General features: G+C 67.1%; 19 protein-coding genes and 1 tRNA gene. 5 read left to right on the top strand and 15 right to left on the bottom strand.

What is annotated here, in order from left to right; all coding sequences use genetic code 11:
• Positions 1-50: 50 nt before the first annotated feature.
• On the bottom strand, positions 51-2,291 hold the full coding sequence (gene parC, locus OIM94_RS02350; protein WP_264608529.1) for a DNA topoisomerase IV subunit A: 2,241 nt from the start codon (positions 2,289-2,291) through the stop codon (positions 51-53).
• Between the two features lie 72 nt (positions 2,292-2,363).
• A complete protein-coding gene (locus OIM94_RS02345; RefSeq protein ID WP_264608528.1) occupies positions 2,364-3,368 on the bottom strand; it encodes a hypothetical protein in 1,005 nt (334 codons plus the stop codon).
• 198 nt (positions 3,369-3,566) lie between these two features.
• On the opposite strand from OIM94_RS02345, the gene OIM94_RS02340 reads away from it, so the two are divergent.
• The 4 genes from OIM94_RS02340 to purQ all read left to right on the top strand — a co-directional run bounded on the left by OIM94_RS02340 (position 3,567) and on the right by purQ (position 6,426).
• The gene (locus tag OIM94_RS02340; protein ID WP_264608527.1) at positions 3,567-4,400 is read left to right on the top strand and encodes a DUF4349 domain-containing protein; all 834 of its coding nucleotides are present in this window, start codon (positions 3,567-3,569) and stop codon (positions 4,398-4,400) included.
• Positions 4,401-4,540: 140 nt separating this feature from the next.
• Positions 4,541-5,320 carry a phosphoribosylaminoimidazolesuccinocarboxamide synthase gene (gene purC, locus OIM94_RS02335; protein WP_264608526.1) on the top strand — a complete coding sequence of 260 codons (780 nt, stop codon included), beginning with the start codon at positions 4,541-4,543 and terminating at the stop codon, positions 5,318-5,320.
• Between the two features lie 213 nt (positions 5,321-5,533).
• Complete coding sequence (purS, locus tag OIM94_RS02330; protein WP_066716929.1) at positions 5,534-5,764, top strand: phosphoribosylformylglycinamidine synthase subunit PurS; 231 nt, start codon at positions 5,534-5,536, stop codon at positions 5,762-5,764.
• Entirely contained in the window at positions 5,761-6,426 is a 666-nt protein-coding gene (gene purQ, locus OIM94_RS02325) for a phosphoribosylformylglycinamidine synthase subunit PurQ (RefSeq protein WP_264608525.1), read from the top strand. Before purS ends, purQ begins: the two co-directional genes overlap by 4 nt.
• Positions 6,427-6,516: 90 nt before the next feature.
• Here purQ and OIM94_RS02320 read toward each other — a convergent pair whose 3' ends face one another.
• Both OIM94_RS02320 and OIM94_RS02315 read right to left on the bottom strand, forming a co-directional pair.
• Entirely contained in the window at positions 6,517-7,329 is an 813-nt protein-coding gene (locus OIM94_RS02320) for a sulfite exporter TauE/SafE family protein (RefSeq protein ID WP_413716372.1), read from the bottom strand.
• 77 nt (positions 7,330-7,406) lie between these two features.
• Positions 7,407-8,150, bottom strand: a complete 744-nt coding sequence (locus OIM94_RS02315) for a queuosine precursor transporter (protein ID WP_264608523.1) — start codon at positions 8,148-8,150, stop codon at positions 7,407-7,409.
• Positions 8,151-8,212: 62 nt separating this feature from the next.
• Here OIM94_RS02315 and OIM94_RS02310 point away from each other — a divergent pair.
• Positions 8,213-8,289, top strand: a tRNA-Arg gene (locus tag OIM94_RS02310).
• Positions 8,290-8,535: 246 nt separating this feature from the next.
• Here OIM94_RS02310 and speD read toward each other — a convergent pair.
• The 11 genes from speD to OIM94_RS02255 form a co-directional block, all read right to left on the bottom strand.
• A complete protein-coding gene (speD, locus tag OIM94_RS02305) occupies positions 8,536-8,877 on the bottom strand; it encodes an adenosylmethionine decarboxylase (protein WP_264608522.1) in 342 nt (113 codons plus the stop codon).
• On the bottom strand, positions 8,874-10,484 hold the full coding sequence (locus OIM94_RS02300; protein ID WP_264608521.1) for an FAD-dependent oxidoreductase: 1,611 nt from the start codon (positions 10,482-10,484) through the stop codon (positions 8,874-8,876). The genes speD and OIM94_RS02300 overlap by 4 nt, the downstream gene beginning before the upstream one ends.
• Complete coding sequence (locus tag OIM94_RS02295; protein ID WP_264608520.1) at positions 10,474-12,021, bottom strand: polyamine aminopropyltransferase; 1,548 nt, start codon at positions 12,019-12,021, stop codon at positions 10,474-10,476. The genes OIM94_RS02300 and OIM94_RS02295 overlap by 11 nt, the downstream gene beginning before the upstream one ends.
• A complete protein-coding gene (locus OIM94_RS02290) occupies positions 12,014-12,226 on the bottom strand; it encodes a DUF350 domain-containing protein (RefSeq protein ID WP_084584334.1) in 213 nt (70 codons plus the stop codon). Before OIM94_RS02290 ends, OIM94_RS02295 begins: the two co-directional genes overlap by 8 nt.
• A gap of 11 nt (positions 12,227-12,237) precedes the next feature.
• Entirely contained in the window at positions 12,238-12,417 is a 180-nt protein-coding gene (locus OIM94_RS02285) for a hypothetical protein (protein ID WP_264608519.1), read from the bottom strand.
• Complete coding sequence (locus OIM94_RS02280; RefSeq protein ID WP_264608518.1) at positions 12,417-13,703, bottom strand: DUF4178 domain-containing protein; 1,287 nt, start codon at positions 13,701-13,703, stop codon at positions 12,417-12,419. Before OIM94_RS02280 ends, OIM94_RS02285 begins: the two co-directional genes overlap by 1 nt.
• Positions 13,704-13,734: 31 nt before the next feature.
• Positions 13,735-14,409 (bottom strand): DUF4178 domain-containing protein, encoded by a 675-nt coding sequence (locus OIM94_RS02275; RefSeq protein WP_264608517.1) that lies wholly within the window; start codon positions 14,407-14,409, stop codon positions 13,735-13,737.
• A 7-nt stretch (positions 14,410-14,416) separates the two neighbouring features.
• Positions 14,417-15,226 carry an SPFH domain-containing protein gene (locus OIM94_RS02270; RefSeq protein WP_264608516.1) on the bottom strand — a complete coding sequence of 270 codons (810 nt, stop codon included), beginning with the start codon at positions 15,224-15,226 and terminating at the stop codon, positions 14,417-14,419.
• Between the two features lie 69 nt (positions 15,227-15,295).
• Entirely contained in the window at positions 15,296-16,312 is a 1,017-nt protein-coding gene (rtcA, locus tag OIM94_RS02265) for an RNA 3'-terminal phosphate cyclase (protein ID WP_264608515.1), read from the bottom strand.
• A gap of 37 nt (positions 16,313-16,349) precedes the next feature.
• Positions 16,350-17,573 carry an RtcB family protein gene (locus OIM94_RS02260; protein WP_264608514.1) on the bottom strand — a complete coding sequence of 408 codons (1,224 nt, stop codon included), beginning with the start codon at positions 17,571-17,573 and terminating at the stop codon, positions 16,350-16,352.
• A 567-nt stretch (positions 17,574-18,140) separates the two neighbouring features.
• Positions 18,141-19,688: a vWA domain-containing protein gene (locus tag OIM94_RS02255; protein ID WP_264608513.1), complete on the bottom strand. Its 1,548-nt coding sequence runs from the start codon at positions 19,686-19,688 to the stop codon at positions 18,141-18,143.
• Positions 19,689-19,752: the final 64 nt, after the last annotated feature.

Here is a 19,752-nt window from a genome sequence, read left to right as displayed (position 1 = left end):
GTGGTTAAAGGGCTCTGAAGACCCTGTCCGAGCGTACAGGTTTTTGCCGGTTAGAAACGGTTATCCCGCGGAAAACCCGTGGGTGGCATGCGGCCCGCGGCACCACGTGCGGCGCGCCACGGCATCATGTCCGGCTCGGTACGATAGCGGCCCTGCTCGCCGCCCATCCGCCAGCGCAGGCCGTCGGCAAGCTTGAAGGTGATCACGTCCGACAGGCCGCCATCGCGGTAGCGCTGCAGCTGCACGCCCTGCCCGCGCGTCATCTCGGCGACTTCGGAAAGCGGGAAGATCAGCATCTTGCGGTTGTCGCCAACCGCCGCGACGAAATCATCCTCCGGCCCGATCGGGCGAACGAGCTTGAGATGCGCGCCAGGGCGCGGCGTGACCACCTGCTTGCCCTTGCGGGTTTCGGCGATCACTTCCTGGCTGCTCACGATGAAGCCGCGGCCATCGCTCGCCGCCACCAGCAGCTTGGGTGCGGCGCTGGCGGGAAGCAGCGTGACGATGTGCCGCTCCGCTTCCAGATCGATCAGCAGCCGCACCGGCTCGCCGAAGCCGCGGCCGCCGGGCAGCTTGTCCGCCCCCAGCGTGTAGAAGCGGCCATTATCGGCCGCGAGCAGCAGCTTGTCGGTGGTCTGGGCGTGGAAGGCGAGGAAGGGCCCATCGCCTTCCTTGAACTTCAGCGCCTCGCCGCCGAGATCCTCGACATGCCCCTTCATCGCGCGGATCCAGCCGCGCTGCGAGAGGATGACGGTGATCGGCTCGCGCTCGATCATCGCTTCCAAGGGAATCTCGCGGGCGGGCGCCATCTCGATGATCGCGGTGCGCCGGGCGCCGAGCGGCGTCTCCAGCCCATAGCGCGTGATCATCTTGCCGAGCGCGCGCTTCATCCAGGTGCGCTGGCGGGCCTCGGAGCCGAGCAGAGTCTCCAGCTCGGCCTGCTCCTTCTCCAGCTTTTCCTGCTCGCGGCGGAGTTCCATCTCCTCCAGCTTGCGCAGGGAGCGCAGCCGCATGTTGAGGATCGCCTCGGCCTGGCGATCGGTGAGGCTGAACTCCGCCATCATGATCGGCTTGGGCTCGTCCTCGGTGCGGATGATCTCGATCACCCGGTCGAGGTTGAGATAGGCGGTGATATAGCCGCGCAGCAGCTCCAGCCGGTCGGCAATCTTCTCCAGCCGATGCTGCGACTTGCGCTGCAGGACCACGAACTGGTGCTCCAGCCAGCCGGCCAGCGCCTCGGCGAGGCTCATCACCCGCGGCGTGCGGTTCTTGTCGAGCACGTTGAGGTTGAGCGGCACGCGGACTTCGAGGTCGGACAGGCGATAGAGGCTGTCCATCAGCGTTTCGGCGTCGACGGTGCGGCTGCGCGGTTCGAGGACGATGCGGATGTCCTCGGCCGATTCGTCGCGCACATCGCCCAGGATCGGCAGCTTCTTGTCGTTGACCAGCGCGGCGATGCCCTCGATCAGCTTGCCCTTCTGCACACCGTAGGGGATCTCGCTGACGACAAGGTGCCAGCCGCCGCCCTTCTCGGTCACCTTCTCGATCTTGGCGCGGACGCGGAAGCTGCCCCGGCCGGTGGCATAGGCCTCGGCAATCGCGGCGGGACTGTCGACGGCGATGCCGCCGGTCGGGAAGTCCGGGCCCTTCACGAAATCCAGCACGTTCGCCTGCGGATTGTCGATCAGCGCGACCGCAGCCTGCATCAGCTCGGCGGCATTATGCGGCGGGATGCTGGTCGCCATGCCGACGGCGATGCCCGCCGCACCATTGGCGAGCAGGTTCGGGAACAGGCCGGGGAACAGCTCCGGCTCCTCGTCCTCGCCATTATAGGTCGGGCGGAAATCGACGGCATTCTCGTCGAGGCCGTCCATCAGGTCGATCGCGACCTGGGTCAGCCGGGCCTCGGTGTAGCGATAGGCCGCCGCGTTATCGCCGTCGATATTGCCGAAATTGCCCTGTCCGTCGACCAGCGGATAGCGCAGCGCAAAGGTCTGCGCCAAGCGCACCATCGCGTCATAGACCGAGGCGTCGCCATGCGGGTGGTACTTACCGATCACGTCGCCGACGACGCGCGCGCACTTCTTGTAGCCGCTCGCCGGATCGAGCCGCAGCAGCCGCATCGCCCACAGCAGCCGGCGATGCACCGGCTTCAGCCCGTCGCGCACATCCGGCAGCGAGCGCGCGGTGATCGTCGACAGCGCATAGACGAGATAGCGCTCGGAAAGTGCGCTGTCGAAGGGGACGTCGGAGGCGCCGGAGGGTTCGGAAACGTCGGTGTCGAGGCTCATCGCCGGATGGGATAGCAGGCCGCAGGGGCAAACGCCAAGGGCGTTCCCCCTTTGATCCGAATTGTTTCGCTCTCAGCCGATCAGGTGGCGGAAGAAGCTGTGATTCCTTGCGATCAACGGTCGCAGATGCTCGGGCACCTCGCGCAGCTTCAGCTTGCGGATCATCGGCGTACGATGCGACGGCCCAACCGAGACCAGCAGCGACAGCATGCCCCGGCGCTGGAGCGGCGGCGTACCCCGATGCAGTGCGAAGGTGTTGACGAAATACACGTCGCCCTTCTCCGCCAGCACCACGCCCGCGCCCTGTTCCTGCTTGAGCGACGCCAGGTCCTCGTCCCGAAACCGCTTGGGCTCCACAAAGGCGCGCAGGCCGGACGTGCCGGGGATCAGCTCCAGCGGGCCGTCGTCGCGTGTCGCGATCGGTGAGAGCGGCACGAACACCCGGATGAAGTTGAGCGGTTCGACACAGTCGCGATGCCAGTTCTGGTTCTGATAGGCGAAGCCCACAGGTTGCGATATCCAGGCCCAAGCCCAACTGAGCGCCGCGCGCGGCCCGATTGCCTCCCGGCAAAAGGCGATCAGGTCCGGATTGGCGCAGATCTCCAGGAAAGCAGGATCGCTGAACAGCCGCTGCGGATCCATGTACAGAAACGGATGGTCCGTCGCCTCCGGCGCGCCGACATGCTCGAACCCTGGCAGATAGGGATCGCTGAACGGCTGCGGCGCGAACATTGCGGCGGCCATCTGGTCGACCAGGGCAGGATCGAGCATCTTTTCGGCGAAGTGGAGATCGAGGTCGCGGAACTCGGCGGCCCGCGCCGTGCGGCCAACTCGGGCGAAGGGCGTACGCAGTAAACGCTCGATCCGCGCCAATCGGCGCAGCCGAACGGGATCGTTCGATTTGGTTCGCAGCCAGAAAATGTAGTTATAGGCATAATTGTAAAAGGCGAGATGCCGCCAGCGCGCCGACCGCGTATCGGGGCGCGTCCCGGCAGCCACCTGCGCGGTGAACGGCAGAACCCCCGCCTCCGGGCTATGGTCCAGCCCCACCAGCGCCGCCTTGCCCAAGCGCGTCATGTATCTGTCCCATCGCTAGCCATGCTCTTCCCATTTTAGGACGATGGGCACCGCATTGGCGGAGATCCGGGAATTTGCGCATCCAGGCGACACCGACACAATCTCGCCTCAATTGCGGCGAAAATGTGTCTTGACTTTGTCCTACCTCAATGATGGGATTTGCGCGTGCCCAGACCGGGCACCCTTGAGGGGATGTCGATGCGCAAATTTCTCGTGCTTGGTTCCGCCGCGCTGCTCGCGGCCTGCTCCAGCAATGACGGCGGCTCCGCCCAGCAGGGCGAGACCGTAGCCGCCGAGGCGCCCGCCAAGCCTGGCGCCGAGCCGCTCAAGGTCACCCTGCCCCAACTCGCATATCACTATTCGCTGCGCTTCCTGCTGCCGGATGCGCGTCTCGCCGAGACGCAGGAGGCGCATCGCGCGCTGTGCGACCGGCTCGGACCCGCCCGCTGCCAGCTGCTGTCGCTGACCAGGGACGATGCCGAGGGCCGCGCCGGCAGCGCCGAGCTGAAGCTGCGCGTCGCCAGCGCTGACGCCACCTATTTCACCGGCGAGGCAACACGCCAGGTGACCGCCGCGGGCGGCCGCGCGCTCAGCACCAATGTCGGCGGCGACGATGTGTCGAAGGACCTGACCGACACCGCCGCGCGGATCCACCAGCGCGAACTGCTGGTCGCCCGCCTCACCGAAACGCTGCGGACGCGCAAGGGCACGGTGCCCGAACTGATCGAGGCCGAACGCAATGTCGCCGCCGCACAGGAGGAACTCGACAAGGCTCGGGCCTGGCAGCGCGAGCTGCAGGGCCGCGTCGCCATGGCCGAGGTGGAAATCCACTATGAGCCGCTCGCCGCCCCGGCCTCGGGCGCCAGCGTCGGCGCGGCGCTGGGCGAGGCGGTGCAGGGCTCGGCCTCCAGCTTCGTCTGGGGCATGCAGCTGCTGCTCTCGCTGGCGATCTACCTGCTGCCCTGGGGCGCGGTGTTCGGCGCCGGCGTGGCGGTGGCCACATTGCTCCGCCGACGCAACCGCGCGGCCTGACACGCGCGCCCGCTTTGGGATCCACGCCGCATTGCACCCTCGCCCCCCTTGCGGTATAGGGCGAGGCCTTCCAGCCCCGGCGGTCACGCGGAGAAATCCCGTGGAGCCGGGGCAACGCATTTCCAAGGGACTAGGCCGACATGGCACGCCGCCGGCAAATCTACGAAGGCAAGGCTAAGATTCTCTATGAGGGTCCGGAGCCCGGCACGCTGATCCAGTATTTCAAGGACGACGCAACCGCCTTCAATGCCCAGAAGAAGGGCACGATCAACGGCAAGGGCGTGCTCAACAACCGCATCAGCGAGCATGTCTTCACGCTGCTCGGCGGTATCGGCATTCCGACCCACTTCATCCGCCGCCTCAACATGCGCGAGCAGCTGATCCGCCAGGTCGAGATCGTGCCGATCGAGGTCGTGGTGCGCAACGTCGTCGCCGGCTCGCTGGCGAAGAAGCTCGGCATCGAGGAAGGCACGCCGCTGCCCCGCACGATTGTCGAATATTATTACAAGGACGACGCGCTCGGCGACCCGATGGTCACAGACGAGCATATCCTGGCGTTCGGCTGGGCCGGCCAGGAAGAGCTGCACGACATGGCCGACATGGCCATCCGCGTGAACGACTTCCTGTCGGGCCTGTTCGCCGGCATCGGCATCCGTCTGGTCGACTTCAAGCTCGAGTTCGGCCGGATCTGGGAAAACGAGTATCCCCGGATCATCCTGGCGGATGAGATCAGCCCCGATGGCTGCCGCCTTTGGGACATCACCACCGGCGAGAAGCTCGACAAGGACCGGTTCCGTCGCGACCTGGGCGGCGAAGTCGAGGCCTATCAGGAAGTGGCGCGCCGCCTCGGCCTGTTCCCGGAGGGCGACGCCTCGGACGTGCTCGACCTCGAGACGCACCGCAAGAAGCGGGGCAAGTAAGATACCGTTTCCTCCCCCGGAGCATGGCTCCGGGGATGGGGACCGTTCGCGAAGCGAATGGTGGAGGGGCCTCGCAGCGTGCGGGGTCCTTTGTCGTTCCCCCCTCCACCTCCGCATGCGACGGCGGTCCCCCTCCCCCGCTTCGCGGCGGAGGAGGCGCTTCCCCACGATTTCCGATTGCGACTTTTGCCCGCCCGCGTCATAGGCGCGCCCATGAAACTCCGCATCATCGTCACCTTGAAGAACGGCGTGCTCGATCCGCAGGGCAAGGCCATTCAGAACGCGCTTGGCGGCCTCGGCTTCGAGGGCGTCGAGGATGTCCGCGCCGGCAAGATCTTCGAGCTGGAGGTCGCCGACTCGACGAGCGACGCAGCGATCGACGAGATGTGCCGCAAGCTGCTCGCCAACACGGTAATCGAGAACTACCGGGTTGAGACGCTGTGAAGACCGCGGTCATCGTCTTCCCCGGCTCCAACTGCGATCGCGACATCGCGGTCGCGCTGGAGAGCGTGACCGGCACCAAGCCGCACATGGTGTGGCACGGCGACAGCGAACTGCCCGAGGGCCTGGGCCTGATCGCCCTGCCCGGCGGCTTCTCCTATGGCGACTATCTTCGTTGCGGCGCCATCGCGGCACGCTCGCCCGTGGTGCAGGCGGTGATCGAAGCCGCCAATCGCGGCACGCCGGTGATCGGCATCTGCAACGGCTTCCAGGTCCTCACCGAGACCGGGCTGCTGCCGGGTGCGCTGATGCGCAACGCCGGGCTCGACTTTGTCTGCCGCGACGTACCGCTGACGGTAGAGAACAGCCAGTCGATCTTCACCAGCGCCTATCAGGCGGGCGAGACCCTCTCGATCCCCGTGGCGCATCATGACGGCAATTACTTCGCCGATGCCGAGACGCTGGACCGCCTCGAAGGCGAAGGCCGGGTGGCGTTCCGCTACGCGCAGGACATCAACGGCTCGGCGCGCAACATCGCCGGGGTGATGAATGCCGCCGGCAACGTGCTCGGCATGATGCCGCACCCGGAGCGCAAGATCGAAGCCGCACATGGCGGCGATGACGGCCGCCGGCTGTTCGAAGGGCTGCTCGCCGCGGTCGCCTGACCGCGGCCACCCTCGTTCACAACGCCGCGGTCGCCTGACCGCGGCCACCCTCGTTCATAACGCCGCGGTCGCCCGACCGCGGCGACCCGATCAGAACAGCATCTTCAGCCCGACGACGGCAAGCGTTGCGGCAAGGATCGGCACCAGCACCTTGTCCGACGTGCGCGTCGCCAGCAGACTACCCAGGATGATCCCCGGCACCGATCCGACGAGCAGCGACACGAGCAGCGCGCCGTTCACCGACCCCAGCATCCAGTGCCCGAACCCGGCGAGCAGCGTCAGCGGCACCGCATGCGCGATGTCCGATCCGACCAGCCTGTTCACCTGCTGGTGCGGATAGAGCATCAGCAAGGCGGTCATCCCCAGCGCTCCGGCCCCTACGGAAGTTAGCGACACCAGGAGCCCGAGCAGCCCGCCGAGCGCCACGGTGACATAGCCGATCCGCCGCTCCCCCAGACGCTCGAACCGCGGCGCCATGAAGGTGACCATGCGCGCACGGAAAAACGTGGCGATCGCGGTCACCACCAGGGCCACGCCAAGCGTCAGCGTGATCAGCCCGCCGCTGTTCTTGGCATGCTCCTGCGCGCTGGAGAGGAACAGCAGCGTAAGGATCGTCGCCGGGACACTACCATAGGCAAGCCGGCGCACCACCTTCCAGTCGATCGTGCCGTGCAGGCCATGCACCCCCGCCCCCACTGTCTTGGTGGCGGAGGCGTAAAGCAGGTCGGTACCCACCGCGGTCGCCGGATGGAATCCGAACGCAAGCACCAGCAACGGCGTCATCAGCGACCCGCCACCGACGCCGGTCATGCCGACCAGCAGCCCGACGAGCACCCCGGCAATGGAATAAAGCGGATTGATCGCGAGCACGGGAATCCTTGGAAGCCGATTGCCCACCAGCATGCGGGGATTTGCCGCGAACGCCAGAAAGTTTTGGTTTCAGGCCTTCGCGGCGGTCCCCGCTTGCGATCGACCGCCGATCACACCCGCGTCGCAAAGGGAGTGAAGTCGGTCCCCTCGTCGAACACGTCGACGCCTTCGGCGCGCTTGAGGAAGCCCACCACGACATAGGTCAGCGGCGTCAACAGCACTTCCCAGCTGACCTTCAGCACCCACTGCGTGATCAGCACCTTCAGCACCAGGGCGTCGGTCCAGCCCTCGGCGCGCAGAAAGGCGAGCGGATAGAAGATCAGGCTGTCCATCGCCTGTCCCGCGACCGTCGAGCCGATGGTGCGGGTCCACAGCATCCGCCCGCCAGTCCACAGCTTCATCCGCGCCAGCACATAGGAATTGACAAACTCGCCCGCCCAGAAGGCGACGACGGAGGCGAACACGATGCGTGGCACCTGGCCAAAGATCACTTCATAGGCCGCCTGGTTCGTCCAGTCCGGCGCCGGCGGCAGCTTCACCACGACCCAAGCCATGAACGCCATGAACAGCACCGCCGCGGTGCCCGCCCAGATCACCCGCCGGGCGCGGGCGTAGCCATAGACCTCGGTCAGGACATCGCCGATGATGTAGGAGATGGGGAAGAACAGGATGCCCGCCCCGAACGGCCAATAGCCGACACCCGGCAGCCAGATCTGCGCGACCTTGCCCGCGCCGATCACGTTCGACAGCAGGATGATCGCCACGAACGCGGCCATCACGAAGTCGAAATAACGGAAATGACCGCCGGCGAGGCTGCGGGCGGTGACGTGCGCGGGCTGTGGCGGCGTGCTCATTGCGTCGCACTATGCGAGGCGTTTGCCTGCCGCGCAATCTGCGCCTAAAGGCACCTTCGCGCGCGCCCGTAGCTCAGTTGGATAGAGCACGAGCCTTCTAAGCTTGGGGCCGCTGGTTCGAATCCAGCCGGGCGCGCCAAAACCGGACAACTGGCTGATTTGCATTCTTTCAGCGCGACACGGCTGAATAGCCGTGAGCACTGAACAGCCTTAATGCGTGGCTGCTCCGCCAGCACTGCGTCACCAACCTGGTCACCAGCGCCCGACGCCTCCGCTCGCGGGGCCGCAACCATAACGTGACGCGCGTACTTACCCCTTCATCGTGCGGATAACGCGAGACCTCCACGGTGAAAGGTGCTCGGCATCCGCCTGCCTGGCGAGCATCTTATCGTTGAAACGTTCGCTCCATCACCGTGCAGCGCTCTACCTTGGCTTCCAGCCGCAGCACGATCGCGTCGAGCCCGGCCTGGAGATCATGGGTCGCCGCGCACAGGAAGATGTCCACGCAGGCGGTGCCATATTCCGGCCAAGTGTGGATCGAGATGTGCGATTCGGCCAGCAGAGCCACGCCCGTGACGCCCTGCCCGACACCGAAGCTGTGCAGACGCGTTTCGAGCAGCATCGCCCCCGCCGCCGCCGCCGCTGCCACCAGACACGCTTCGATATGGGCGGTATCCGCGAGCCGCGTCGCGTTCGTCAGATCGGCGATCAGGTGATGCCCGATCACAGCAGGCTCTCATAGGAATGCCCCAACAGCGCCATCGCCCCCTCCGCTGCGGAGACGCCCTGATAATGCGCTTCCTCGAACAGCGAGAGGCCGCTCAGGTCCGAATGGGCGAGGAACAGCGGCGGCTTCGGCATGACGGCAGCGCCACGCCCCAGAAAGCCCGGGGTCGGCCGGATCATCGCGTGTCCCCAGCGCCATAGATCGATGCGCCGGATCGCATCGTCGAGCTCCGGGTGTATGGCGAGCAGGTCGTCGCGAACCATCTGTTTCCATTCGTCGGCAGGACGTTCGAGCAGCAGGCGTCGCGCCACGGGCGGCGGCATGTTCGACAGCGGCAGGTACCAGGTGAGCACGGTCGCCACGGGATGCGCATCCGGCACCTGGTGCGTCGCGACGACATAGCCGAGGGACTCGCTGGTGCTAGACACATTGTCCCAGGCGAGCGGCACCCCGCGGCCGCCCGGCAGGCGATCCACGGTGACGTTCGCGATCAGCCAGGGCGCGTAGGTGAAGGTCTTGTCTGCCATCACTGCCGGGCAGACCCGCGCGGCGACGAAGTGCGGCATGGCGAGGATCGAGGCGCGGGCGCGGGTCCGCACCGTCGCGCCGGCGGCAACGTCGAAGCTGTCGACCAGCACCGTCTCTCCTTCCTGCGCGACCTGGTGAACGATATGACCGCGGGCGATGTGGTCGGCAAAGAAGCCCGCCACCCTACGCGCTAGCCGGGCATTGCCCTCGGGCCAGGTGAGCTCGTTGTCGCCGGCGCCGTCCACGGTCCAGCCGCGCCGCCCGGCAAAATAGTGCACGCCTGCCCAGGCCGAGACTTCGTGCGGCTCGGTGCCGTAATCGTCGCGCATCGCGTACCGGACATGGGCGCGCAGCACCGGCGAATGCCAGCCCTGCCGGTCAAGCCAGCTGGCGAAATCGAGTCCGTCCAGGGCGATCAGGTCGGGGTCGCTCGAGCTATAGGCCCGCGGCACCGCGAAGGCCGGCTTGCCGTCGCTGCCAATCCGCGCGGAATAAGCGGCCATCGTCTTCTCGAACGCAGCGAGGTCGGCGCGGTCCTGGGGGCTCAGGCCGGTGCGTGGCACCAGCCCCTCCTGCCAGCGCCCCTGCCAGAACAGCCGTTCCTGCAGATCGGCGCAAAGCTGCTCGGGATCATAGACCGGCACGCCGTCGCGCTCGCCGACCAGGATGCCAAGCTGGCGGAGCAGATGCCGCACCGCCTTGGCCTCGCGATTGGGCACCGGCAGATAATGCGCCCCCAGCGGATAGGCGGAGACCGCATTGCGGCCGCCCCGGGCGTTGCCGCCCACCGCATCCTCCAGCTCGAGCAGGCGAAAGCGGGTGAAGCCGGCATCGTGCAGCCGCCAGCCGGCAGACAGGCCCGCGATGCCGCCACCGGCGATAACCAAATCGGCCTCCTCGAAGCGGCTGGGTGGCGGGAAGCCGCCGTCGCGCAGGCGATGCCCGCGCGCGAGATCGGCACCGCCCAGCCCGCCCGGCGGCAGCAGAGGCCCATGGTCCAGCGCCGCCGCCAAACCACCGCCGGCGATCGCGACCGCCCCTGCCCCCAGCCCCAGCACCCTCCGCCTGTCAGCCTTCATAGCGGCTCCAGGCATCGGCGAACTCACGGACCAGCACCTGGTTGTCGAGCCGGTTTACCGGCGTCGGCCGCCGCGCCATGTCGGGCGGAAAGTCGAACAGCGCGGCGTCGCCTGCGGGCGTCAGAAACCGCCCGCCCGCCGGAATCCGCGCCGACGTCGGGATCGGGTGCGCGGCGGCAAGTACGAAACCCCATTCGCCGAAGCTAGGCACATAGACATGATAGCCGCGCGTCTGCAGGCCCGCCGCCTCCAGCGTCGTCGCCACCGTCCAATAGGCCATCGGCGCAACCAGCGGCGAGGTGCTCTGCACCACCATCGCACCTGTGGGCGCCAGCAGCCGGCGCACGGCGCGGTAGAAGGTCTCGGTATAGAGCTTGCCGACCGAGTAATCGACCGGATCGGGGAAATCGACGATGATCGCGTCGAACGATCCGGCGCGCGTCGCGGCCGCCTCGCGCGCCCAGCGAAAGCCGTCGGCGTTGATCACGGTCATCCGAGGATCGGTGAGCGCGCCCTTGTTGAGCGCGGTCAGCATCGCGGTCTTGGAAAACAGGCTCGTCATCTCGTCGTCAAGATCGACCAGCGTCAGGTGCTCCACTTCGGGATGCCGCAGCACCTCGCGCGCGGCGAGGCCGTCCCCGCCGCCGAAGATCAGCACGTTGCGCGGTTTCACCACCCGTCCCAGCACCGGCTGCACCAGCGCCTCATGATAGCGATACTCGTCACGCGAGGAGAATTGCAGGTTGCCGTTGAGGTAGAGCCGCAGATCGTCCTCGCGTCGGGTCAGGACGATGCGCTGGTACTTGGTGCTGACCGCGTAGATCACCGGCTCGCCATAGCTGGCGACTTCCGCCCAGCGCTGCAACCGGTCCGATGCGGCGAACCCAGCAGCAAGCGCCACCAGCACGAGTACCGCCGAGACGGTCTCTCCGCGAAACCGACTCGCCCGGGGCAGCGCCAGCAGCACCGCCAGCGCCACGCCAGCGTTGAGGATGCCGAACAGAAAGCCGGTGCGGATCATGCCGAGATGGGGCATCAGCAGCAGCGGAAACAACAGGCTGGCGACCAGCGCGCCGACATAGTCGAAGGTCAGCACGTTCGACACGGTCTCGCGGAAATCGAAGCCGCGCAGGATGCGGATCAGCAGCGGGATCTCAAGCCCGACGAGGAAGCCGATGCCGAGCACCAGCCCGTACAGCGCAACGCGGAAATGCTCGACCAGCGGAAACAGCACGAACAGCGCCGCCGCCGAAGCGCCGCCCAGCACCGCGATCAGCAGCTCGACCCGGATGAACAGCCGCAGCTCGTCGCGGGTGACATAGCGCGAGCACCAGCTGCCCAGCCCCATTGCAAACAGATAGGTGCCGATCACGGTCGAGAACTGGGTGACGCTGTCGCCGAGCAGATAGCTGGCCAGCGTGCTGGCCAGCAACTCGTAGATCAGCCCGCAGGTGGAGACGACGAAGGCAGAGGCAAGCAGCGCGGCGGCGGGTGCCGACGCGCGGGTCTTCGGGGCGGCGGGGTCGCCTTCAGCCATGGATGGCGGCGGCAACGATGATCGCGAGCCCGATCGCGACCGCGCCGGAAAAGATCGCGACGGCGACATTCTGCTTGTCGCGGATCTCTTCCCACAGCTTTCCCGGGGTCAGCAGGTCGAGCACGACGAAGCCGACCACGAAAACGAGGATGCCGACAACGGCATAGAGCAGCGTCGCGAGCAGCGCGGGAAGGGTAGTGACCATGGTGCGTCCTCCTATTTGTGATGCGGGCCGTAGAACACGGCATGGTCCCCGCCATGGCCGCCGCTGCTATAGGCGGCGCTATCGGTGCGGCCGCCCTCGGCGAAGGGCGACCAGCCATAGCTCGTCGCGGCGAGGAACAGCCCGAGAATACCGATCGACCAGAGCGCGTAGAGGAAGCTGCGGCGGTCCATCAGTCGTCATTCCCTTCGCTGCCTGCCGGCTGGAAATCGCTCTCGCCCTTGCGCGCTTTTTCGAAACGAAGGTGGAGCAGCAGACCGATCAGCCAGGGCAACAGGATCATCAGCGCGGCAAGAAACAGGTTGGAGCCGTAGAGCGTGCCGCTACCGACCTCGACGACGATCTGGGGCGCATTGGTGGGCTCCATCCAGCCGCCGTCGGGATAGAAGGTGCCGCTCTGGCTCCAACGATTGCCCTTGTAATCGACGACGAGATCATAGTCGCCTGCCGGCACGGCCGCGATCGAGACGTTGGAATCGCGCGATCCCTCGGTCCAGGGGCCGTCCGAATCGGTGCCTTCGTAGCGCTCGGCGGCACCCGAGGCCGCGAATAGCTGCTGCGTCCGCCGATCGACCAGGCTGTAATCGAGATCGACCCAGCCATTTTCCAGTCGCGGTACGGTGCTGCGCACCTGCACCCGCTGGTAGCGGCCGCTGAGATGCAGCGGCCCGATCGTCGCGGTCTGCTCGCGCCCGTCGACGGCGACCGGCAGCGCTTGCGAGGCAATCCAGGTCGTCCCGCCGAGCACCATCGACAAGGCCAGCAGGAAGGCGATCGCGAGTCCGCCGATCAGCTCACCCTTGCCGAGCCACGCACCCCAAGGCGAGGGCTGGTGCGGCAGCGGCGGCCACACCTTGCCGGACCGCGTGGCGCCGAAGGCAGCGATCACCTCGCTTTCCGGCAGCCACTGGTTGATCGTCCAGCTGATCTCGCGATCGTTCGCCTCGCGCGACAGCATGAAGCCCGGCCGCACCCAGTCGCCGGTCTTCACCGTTTCGCCCATCGCGACGCGCCAGTAGAATTCGCCGATCACCCGATCGACCTGCGCCTCGCCACGGGAGAAGCGCGTATAGCTGGCTCCGTCGAGCGCAAAGGTGCTGAAGGTCTGCATCGTCGGCATGCGCGTGAGCATCGTTCCGAAGCTCCAGCCGCCGCGCGCGTTCACCAGCCAGCGATAGCCATGATAGGGATTGAACAGCAGATACTCGTCCCAGCGGTAATAGCCCTGCGAGCGCCCGAGATAGCCGATCGCCTCCCACTCGACCCCAAACAGCGTTCCGCGCGTGCCGAGCGGGATGTCGGGCGTTACCTGCGCGGCATGCGCCTGGGTGACCAGCTTCACCAGCCCGTCGGTGGTGTCGAGGATCGAGCCGCAATATTGGCAACCGACATGCACGGTATAGCCAGCCGCGCGCAGCTCGACTGTGCCGCCGCAATTCGGGCAGGACAGTGCGCGCACCGAAGGTACGGGCGGCGGGGAAAGGGGCGCTTCAGGCTGCATAATAGGGGAGCGCCCATCCTTCGATCGCACGCAGGCCGCGCGGCGCGAGGTCGGCGAGCGCCACATAGCGGCCCTGGTAGAAGCTTGTCGTCTTGCCGTCGCGCTGCAGGCTGGCGCACGCTCCGTCCGGCCCGCGCAGATCGACATTGTAGACCTGCCAACCGCTCGGCGCGACGAAGGGCAGTTCGCCCTCGGCAGTGATGCACAGCGCCTGGCGCGCATCGGCGATGACGAGCTTGCGGCCGAACAACTCCACCTTCTGGCCGATCTGTGCGCACTCGCCACTGGCGATGGCGCGCAGCGTCTTCGAGCGGACCTCGCCGAAGGGACTTTCACGCAGCAGCATGAACTGGCCCATCGCCTCGCCCAGCCAAGCGGTGCTGTTGTCGGCGAACAGCAGCAGCCATTCGTTCCAGGCGCCGTCGGTCCAGCTCCAGCGCACCCGGCCGATCACCTCGAACGCCTGGCCCGCGTCGATTCCGCGCATGCCGATCTGCACCGGGCTCACGTCGAACGGCAGCGCGGCAGCAATGCCGAACTGCGCTAGGCCGGCATCGCTGCGCACCAGCATGGTGTGGCAGGTATCGCACACACGGGCAGGCAGCGCCGCCGAGCGGAACACGACGTCCGCACCGCAATTCGGGCAAGGCAGATGCAGGCTCATCGGAAAGTCAGCGGATGCGGCCGAGCAGTTCGGCCTTCTTGGCGTCGAACTCTTCCTGTGTGATCGCGCCGATCGTCCGGAGCCGGTGGAGCTTCTCGATCTGCGCGCTCGCGTCGCCCGGCGCGCTGGCCTGGTCTACCGCCGCCTGCACCGCTTCGGGCAGCGACAGGCTCTCGATGTAGAAGCTGGTGCAGGCCAGGCCCCATTGGGTGAAGGCAGGATCCACCGCCGCCTTGAGCCGCTCGGACAAGGCCGCCTGGTTGCCCGCAAGATCGACGAACGCAATCTCCCCCAAGCCGATCGCGGATGCAATCGCGGTGGCGATCGCGGCGCGCAGCTGCGGCTCGACATCGGCGACAGTTACCCGCTGGAGCGATCCCATCAGCTTGACGGCGAAAGCGGGCACCTGCTCGATGCGAAAGCTGTAGCTGCCGAAGGCGCGCACTCGCACCGCGCCAAATTCGGGATCGCGCACCGTGACCGGCTGCGCCGTGCCCCATTTGAGCCCCGCCTGCTCCTTCTGGCTGAAGAACACCACGTCCGCCTTGAAGGGCGACGCGAACCCTTTGTCCCAGTTGAGCAACGCGCTGAGCACCGGCAAATTGCCGGTCTCTAGCCTGTGCAGGCCGGGATGGAAGGCGTCGGCGAGCTGCCCCTCGCGATAGAAGAGCGCGATCTGCCCGTCGCGCACGGTCAGCTGCGCGCCCGTCTGGATCTCGCGCCCCTGCATCGGATGGCGCGCGGCAAGCGTCCCGGGCTCGTCGACCCAGTCGATCACGTCGACGAACTGCTTCGACAGAAACCCGAACAGACCCATGCACTGCCTCCCCCCTTGGTAACGCTATAGGCGAAGGGTTGAGAGCGAAACAAGAAAGTCGCCGACCGCTCAGCGCAAGGCTGCAAGGTGGCAGCCATCCGCCTGCTGGTCGAACGTCCAGCGCTGGCCGGTGAAGCGCTCGATGATGTCGCACGCGGTCAGCGCGTGCTGGCTGGGCTTCACCGTGGTGAAGCTGCCGCCGCCCGCGAGCGCAAACGGCAGCAACAGCTGGTCCGCCAAATAGGGCCCCGCAAACGCCTCCGACGCCAGGAACCCGGCCATACGATGCGCCGCCGTCTTGGCGAGCGATTCCGCCGAAACGCCGAGCCGGCCGAACCCGCTGACGATCTCGGTCGCATGGTCGAACGCCGCCTCCAGCAGCAACACGTTGCCCGGCCCCTGCTCCTCGGGAAGCTGGCGCGCGGCAAATGCTTCCTCCGGCCATTCCGGCAAAAACCGCCGCGCCGTCGTGAGTTCGCGCTCGGCGATGGCGAACGGCAACCCCGCGAACAGCGCCGTGGCCGAGACCGAGCGGAGCGCGCCGCGATCGATGCAGTCGATCGGGCTCAGCGTCCCCGGCACGATATCCACCTCGATCCTGCCGCCGCCACGCGGATAGAAGCCGTGGCGCACCAGCCGCAGGTCGATCTGCGCGCCCATCCGCCGGAGCACCGGTGCGAACGCCTTGGCGACGAACTCGAACGGCGGTGCCAGCATGTTGTGCGTGCCGCCCTCAAGCACGAGCCGCGACGGCGCGTCCGCGAGCAGCAGCGGCATCAGCAGCGTCTGGAGCACCAGCCCGGTGCTGCCCGCGGTACCGACCGCGAACTTGTATTCGCCCGGTACGACCTTACCGGGCGCGAAGCTGAAGTCGGTCGCACCCACCGCCACGCCCTCGCAAGTCGCCCCGCCGATCGTGCACGCCGCCTCGATCGCGGTGACGTGCTGGCGCATCAGCCCCGGCTTCTCGCGCTTACCGCGCGCATTGGTGATGCGGAAGGGCTGGCCGGTGACGAGCGACAGCGCGCACGCATTGCGCACCACCTGCCCGCCGCCCTCGCCTTCCGATCCGTCGATGATGATCATGGGAATTCTTCTTGTCCTTAGCGGTGTGCGCGAAGGGTTACCCCTTCACGCACACCACCTGCTTCAAGGTGTGGACGATCTCCACCAGATCAGCCTGGGCGGCCATCACGGCTTCGATCGGCTTGTAGGCCCTGGGCGTCTCGTCGATCACGCCTTCGTCCTTGCGGCAGGCGACGCCCGCCGTGTCGGCGATATGCTCGTCGAGCGTCACCAGCTTCTTGGCCGCAGTGCGCGACATCACCCGCCCCGCGCCGTGGCTGCAGCTGTCGAACGATTCCGGGTTGCCCAGCCCGCGCACGATAAACGACTTGGCGCCCATCGATCCCGGGATGATCCCCAGCACACCCTTGGCCGCGCGCACCGCCCCCTTGCGGGTGACGAGCACATTCTCGCCGAAATGGTTCTCGCGCGTCACATAGTTGTGGTGGCAGTTCACCGCCTCCAGCTCTGCCTCGAACGGCTTGGCGATCTGCCCGCGCAGGGCGGCGATGACGTTGGTCATCATCATCTGCCGGTTGAGCGCGGCATAGTCCTGCGCCCAGCCGACCGCCTCGACATAATCGTCGAAATGGTCGGTCCCTTCCGGGAAATAGGCGAGGTCCTGATCGGCCAGGTTGATGTGCCATTTGCGCATGTCCTGCTTCGCCAGCTCGATGAAGAAGGTGCCGATCGCATTGCCGACGCCGCGCGAGCCCGAATGCAGCATCACCCACACCCGCTGTTCCTGGTCCAGGCACAGCTCGATGAAGTGGTTGCCCGTGCCGAGCGTGCCCAGATGGCTGACATTGTTGGTGTTCTTCAGCCGCGGGAACTTGTCGGTGATCCGCTGGAAGCGAGCAGCAAGCGTCGCCCACGCCTCGACGATCGCCGACGGCGGCGCGCCCCACGAACCGTGGTCGCGCTGCCCCCGGCCGACCGAGCGGCCGTGCGGCACCGCCTGCTCGATCGCCGAACGGATACCCTCCAGATTGTCCGGCAGGTCGCTGGCCATCAGCGAGGTGCGCGCGGCCATCATGCCGCAGCCGATATCGACGCCCACCGCCGCCGGGATCACCGCGCCCTTGGTCGGGATCACCGAGCCGACGGTCGCGCCGATGCCGACATGCACGTCGGGCATTGCCGCGACATGTTTGAACACGAACGGCATCTGCGCCGCGCGGGTGAGCTGGGCGCGCGCGCCGTCTTCCACCGGCACCCCGCGCGTCCACATCTTGATCGGCACGCCGCCTTCGACATGCTGGTACTCATAGGTCGTGGTCATGTTGACCTCCTTGATGTTCTTCTGGTGCCGACGACGAGGCGTGGCGAGACATTTCCCTGAGCTATCCGGTTGCCCGGAGGCGGAGTCGGACCGCCGACCTCCCGCGTCGCCGCGGGCGCTCTGACCTGTAGTCCCGCCGGCATTCGCCGGCTGTTGTGTTCGGTGCTGGCAACAAGGGGTAGCGAGACCTCCGGAAGGCTCCGGGGAGGATTCGAACCTCCTGTACCGATGTAGTCCCGCCGGCATTTGCCAGCCTGTTTCTGGTCACGGCGACGAAGATTGGAAAAGACTGCCCCGAAGGGCCGGTGCTCTAACCGCTGAGCTACTGCGCCCTTCGGCACAGGCGGGATTCGAACCCGCGACACCCGCAGTGACAATGTAGTCCTTCCCGGCATTCGCCGTGCTGTTTGGTCCGGGTCGTGGCGACGAGAGCGGCGGGACGCGGCCCTTAAGCTACGTGTCGGCGGCGGGGTTCGAACCCGCATCTCCCGTTTGCGCGGGCGCTTTACTCGTCGGGCCTCCTGGAGAGACATGTAGTCCCGCCAGCATTCGCCACGACCCTGTTCGTTATACCTCCACTGCCTCGACGATGCCCACCCAGTCGCGCGTCTCGCCGGCGGCGAAGCGCGCGATCCCGTCGAACACCGCATCGGAGAAGCCCCCGATATTGAGGATGTCCGCCCGGCTCTGCGCCTGGGTCGTGCCGTACGGCGCGATGTCGACGCAGACGAGCTTCGCCCCCGGGCAGCGCTGCTTCAGCCGATCCCATTCACGCAGCGTCGCCGTGGCACCGCTCCGCGTCGCATCGACCCAGGACTCGTTGTCCGAGACGATTACGATCAGATCGACCTTCTCGCGGAGCATGTTGAGCAGGGAAAGCGGCGCCGAGACATTGGTGCCGCCCCCGCCCACCGCGGCGAGCTTCGCGGCATTCACCGCGACGCGCGCCTTGGGATCGAGCTTGAGCTTTACCACGCCCTGTTCGAACGGCAGCACCCGGGCATCACGGTTGGTCCGCAACATCGCCGCCGCGACCAAGGCCGCGACATCGATGCAGCGCACCTTTGACGAAGCACCCTTGCGAACCCCCGTCGCCGGCGAGGCCATCGACCCCGACACGTCGGGGCAGACGACCACCCGGCCCGCCACCGCCGGCACGCGGGCCAGCGATTGCTCGAGCGCATCTTCCAGCGCTGCCTGGACAGTGAGCGGCACGGTCTCGTCCGCCGCCGCCAGCGCCATCTGGAGCTGGTACGGCATCGGCTTGGCCCGGGCGATCGCAGCCGGATCGCGCAGCCGTTCGGCCACCCGCGCCGTCACGCCTTCCACGTCGAACGCGCCCTTGCGCGCCAGCGTGTTGAGGTTCATCCGCAGCGCCTGCCAGCCCATCGAACCGGCGAGTTCGCCCCATTGTTCGGCCGACAGCGCGAAGGCGGTCAGCCATTGGAGCGGCACCGGCGGCAGCGGCTGCGAAGGATCCGCCTTCCACGCCTCGAACGCGGCGATCTCCGCCGGCAGTGCACCGACATCATAGGGCTTGCCGATCAGCCAGCCGTAAAAGGCGCGCCGTTCGGCATCGACCGGCTTGGGGTGCACCATCTTGACGATGTCCGCCAGGCTGGGATCGCGGCCCGTCGCCGCGGCCATCAGGTCGCGCATCGAGGCGCGTTCCAGCCAGCCCTGCACCAGCCGCTTGGGCCGCGAGCCGAGCGACGTCCGCCCGACCTGGCCCGAGCGCAGGATCTGAACATAGCTGCGGAGCATCCGGCCGGTGTCGATGACGCGCCCGAAGACGCGCACCGCCAGGTCCGGATCGGCCACGGTGAGATAGGCCGCGAGCAGCGCCGGCATGTCCTTCATCGCACCCGAACGGCGGGCATAGACCGCCGCCTTGGCGACGAAGCCCGGATCGCACGCCTGGGCGGCGGCGATCGCGTCGGAAAGCTGCGCCTCGGCGGTTGCGTAGAAGGTTTCGCTGAGTGTGCCGGTCACGGCCAACTGGGCGAGCTTCGCCTGCGGGCCATAGGCATAGGCCGGGGCGCCTTCATGGTTGCGCGTATCGGCCGCCGGAAGCAGCTTCGCGATCGCCGAGGCGAAAAGACCCTTGTTTGCCATTGCTTTCGATCCTTCCTGCGGATCCTGGGGCGGCCAGCCCATTCCGGCCGCCCCGTTCTTCCGC

The sequence above is a fragment of the Sphingomonas sp. R1 genome, assembly GCF_025960285.1.
In the GTDB taxonomy this organism is placed as follows: Bacteria; Pseudomonadota; Alphaproteobacteria; order Sphingomonadales; family Sphingomonadaceae; genus Sphingomonas.
This window is presented reverse-complemented; position numbering and strand designations above follow the sequence as displayed.

Coding starts and splice junctions, on each gene's coding strand:
- rtcA (WP_264608515.1), bottom strand. CDS start 16,312: ATGATCATCATCGACGGATCGGAAGGCGAGGGCGGCGGGCAGGTGGTG.
- OIM94_RS02260 (WP_264608514.1), bottom strand. CDS start 17,573: ATGACCACGACCTATGAGTACCAGCATGTCGAAGGCGGCGTGCCGATC.
- OIM94_RS02295 (WP_264608520.1), bottom strand. CDS start 12,021: ATGGCTGAAGGCGACCCCGCCGCCCCGAAGACCCGCGCGTCGGCACCC.
- OIM94_RS02285 (WP_264608519.1), bottom strand. CDS start 12,417: ATGGACCGCCGCAGCTTCCTCTACGCGCTCTGGTCGATCGGTATTCTC.
- OIM94_RS02290 (WP_084584334.1), bottom strand. CDS start 12,226: ATGGTCACTACCCTTCCCGCGCTGCTCGCGACGCTGCTCTATGCCGTT.
- OIM94_RS02275 (WP_264608517.1), bottom strand. CDS start 14,409: ATGAGCCTGCATCTGCCTTGCCCGAATTGCGGTGCGGACGTCGTGTTC.
- OIM94_RS02345 (WP_264608528.1), bottom strand. CDS start 3,368: ATGACGCGCTTGGGCAAGGCGGCGCTGGTGGGGCTGGACCATAGCCCG.
- parC (WP_264608529.1), bottom strand. CDS start 2,291: ATGAGCCTCGACACCGACGTTTCCGAACCCTCCGGCGCCTCCGACGTC.
- OIM94_RS02300 (WP_264608521.1), bottom strand. CDS start 10,484: ATGAAGGCTGACAGGCGGAGGGTGCTGGGGCTGGGGGCAGGGGCGGTC.
- OIM94_RS02340 (WP_264608527.1), top strand. CDS start 3,567: ATGCGCAAATTTCTCGTGCTTGGTTCCGCCGCGCTGCTCGCGGCCTGC.
- OIM94_RS02255 (WP_264608513.1), bottom strand. CDS start 19,688: ATGGCAAACAAGGGTCTTTTCGCCTCGGCGATCGCGAAGCTGCTTCCG.
- OIM94_RS02315 (WP_264608523.1), bottom strand. CDS start 8,150: ATGAGCACGCCGCCACAGCCCGCGCACGTCACCGCCCGCAGCCTCGCC.
- OIM94_RS02320 (WP_413716372.1), bottom strand. CDS start 7,329: ATGCTGGTGGGCAATCGGCTTCCAAGGATTCCCGTGCTCGCGATCAAT.
- purC (WP_264608526.1), top strand. CDS start 4,541: ATGGCACGCCGCCGGCAAATCTACGAAGGCAAGGCTAAGATTCTCTAT.
- OIM94_RS02270 (WP_264608516.1), bottom strand. CDS start 15,226: ATGGGTCTGTTCGGGTTTCTGTCGAAGCAGTTCGTCGACGTGATCGAC.
- purS (WP_066716929.1), top strand. CDS start 5,534: ATGAAACTCCGCATCATCGTCACCTTGAAGAACGGCGTGCTCGATCCG.